This window comes from uncultured Georgenia sp. (genome assembly GCF_937958535.1).
GTDB lineage: Bacteria > Actinomycetota > Actinomycetes > Actinomycetales > Actinomycetaceae > Oceanitalea.
On record NZ_CALGNQ010000246.1, the window covers coordinates 1 to 2,382 of the forward strand.

A 2,382-nucleotide genomic window follows, 5' to 3' on the forward strand; every position below is an offset into this window, starting at 1 on the left:
CTCGGTGGGACGTGGGCTCTCGGTGGGGGCGCCGGGCGGGTGGTCTGCGGGGACGTAGGTCCCGGGTGTTTCGTCCGGGTCCGGCGGGACCATGGCCGGGTGACCTCGACCTCGCCGGCGCCGCCCGCCTCCCGGCTGGACCTGCGCCGGGTGCGCCACACCGACGGCTGGATCTTCGGCACGATGCTGCTCTCGGCGACGCTCAGCCTCCTCGCCTCCTTCGTCCTCGCCGCCGACGCCGTCGTGCTCGCCGCGGACCCGGCGGCCCAGCTGTCGTGCAACATCAGCGCCACGCTCAGCTGCGGCACCGTCGGCGCCTCGGCGCAGGCCAGCGTGTTCGGGTTCCCGAACGCCTTCCTCGGTCTCGTCGCCGAACCGGTGGTTATGACGATCGCCGTCGCCGGCCTCGGCGGGGTGCGCTTCCCGCGCTGGTTCATGTGCGCCGCCCAGGTGGTCTACACCCTGGGGTTCGCCTTCGCCTACTGGCTGTTCGGGCAGTCGATGTTCGTCATCGGGGCGCTGTGCCCGTGGTGCCTGCTCGTCACGCTCTCCACGACGCTGGTGTTCGCCACCCTGCTGCACTACAACCTGCGCGAGAACAACCTCTTCCTCGGGCCGCGCGCCCACGCCCGGGCCCTGGCCTTCATCCGCGCCGGCTGGGACGGCGCGCTCGTGCTCGGATGGCTGGGCGTCGTCGTCATCGCCATCATCCTGCGCTACGGAGCCACCCTCCTGCCGTGACGCGACTCACACGACGTGATACCCCAGGGGGGTATATCGTAGGCGGTGACGGAAGGGAGCGCACATGGCCGGTTACAGCGGCACCAAGGAGGACTACACCCGTCGGATGCGCCGCATCGAGGGGCAGGTCCGCGGTATCGCCCGCATGATCGAGGAGGACGTCTACTGCATCGACGTCCTCACCCAGATCTCCGCCGTCACCCGGGCGCTCCAGGCCGTCGGCATCGGGCTGGTCGAGGACCACCTCGGCCACTGCGTCGTCGACGCCGCCCGCTCGTCACCCGAGGAGGGCGCCGAGAAGGTCCGCGAGGCGAGCGACGCGATCGCCCGGCTCGTCCGGTCCTGACCATCCCGCCGCGCCGCCCCGAGCGACCGGCCACCACCGCAAGGAGAGAGCACATGAGCACCGACCCCTCGCCGATCGACCGCACCACCGAGCTCGACGTCACCGGCATGACCTGCGCCCACTGCGTCAAGTCCGTCACCGAGGAGCTCGAGCGCATCCCGGACGTCTCCAAGGTCAGCGTCATCCTCCGCGAGGGCGGCACCTCCAAGGTCACCGTCGTCTCCGACGCCGTCCTGGACGAGGACGCCCTGCGCGCCGCCGTGGACGAGGCCGGCTACACGGTCACCGCGGTCCACGTCGACAACTGAGCCCCGTCCACCCCTGAGCACCCCGCAGAAGGAGCACCCCATGTCGTCCCCGCAGCAGACGGTCGAGCCGTACGGCGAGGTCGACCTCGCGGTCGAGGGGATGACCTGCGCCGCCTGCGTCAACCGGGTGGAGAAGCGGCTCAACGCACTGCCCGGCGTGACGGCGACCGTCAACCTCGCCACCGAGAGCGCGCACGTCACGCTCGCCGAGCCGGTCGCCGAGGACGACCTGCTCGCCGCCGTCGAGCGCGCCGGGTACGCGGGCACGGTCACCCGCCGGCGCACCGCCGCGGACGACGACGCGCACGACGGGACCGAGCACGTGCTCGCCGGCCACGCGCACACCGCCGGGGAGGACACCTCCTCCCCCGCCGAGCAGCGGCAGGCCGACCTGCTGCGCCGGCTGCGGGTCGCCGGCGTGCTCACCGTCCCGGTGCTCGTGCTGTCCATGGTCCCGGCACTGCAGCTCCCGGGCTGGCAGTGGGTCGTGGCGGCGCTCAGCCTGCCCGTGGTCACCTGGGGCGCCTGGCCCTTCCACCGCTCGGCGGCCAAGGCGGCGCGCCACGGCGCCTCGACCATGGACACCCTGGTCTCCCTCGGGGTCACCGCGGCCACCCTGTGGTCGCTGTGGGCCCTGCTCCTGGGCGGTGCGGGCGAGATCGGCATGCGGATGAGCCCTGCGCTCCTGCCCCGCGCCGCCGTCGGGCACGTGGGACCTCCGGAGCTCTACTTCGAGGTCGCCGCGGTCGTCACCACCTTCCTGCTCCTGGGCCGGTACGCCGAGTCCCGCTCCCGGCGGCGCGCCGGCGACGCGCTGCGCTCCCTGCTGTCCATGGGGGCGAAGGACGTCGCCCGGGTGAGCGTGGACGCCGCCGGCCACCGCACCGAGCAGCGGGTGCCGATCGAGCAGCTCGCCGTCGGGGACCTGTTCGTCGTGCGGCCCGGGGAGAAGGTCGCCACCGACGGCGTCGTCGTCGAGGGCAGCTC

At 73.0% G+C, this 2,382-nt stretch carries 4 protein-coding genes; all 4 read left to right on the forward strand.

Translation table 11 applies throughout. The annotated features are described in order from the left end of the window. Nucleotides 1-99 precede the first annotated feature (99 nt). Complete coding sequence (locus tag Q0195_RS13345) at nucleotides 100-741, forward strand: vitamin K epoxide reductase family protein (protein WP_299279342.1); 642 nt, start codon at nucleotides 100-102, stop codon at nucleotides 739-741. Between the two features lie 64 nt (nucleotides 742-805). Further along, complete coding sequence (locus Q0195_RS13350; protein WP_299279344.1) at nucleotides 806-1,087, forward strand: metal-sensitive transcriptional regulator; 282 nt, start codon at nucleotides 806-808, stop codon at nucleotides 1,085-1,087. 53 nt (nucleotides 1,088-1,140) lie between these two features. After that, nucleotides 1,141-1,395 (forward strand): heavy metal-associated domain-containing protein, encoded by a 255-nt coding sequence (locus tag Q0195_RS13355; RefSeq protein ID WP_299279345.1) that lies wholly within the window; start codon nucleotides 1,141-1,143, stop codon nucleotides 1,393-1,395. A 40-nt stretch (nucleotides 1,396-1,435) separates the two neighbouring features. Then, nucleotides 1,436-2,382 (forward strand): cation transporter (locus Q0195_RS13360; RefSeq protein WP_299279346.1); only part of this gene is annotated, 947 nt, incomplete at its 3' end.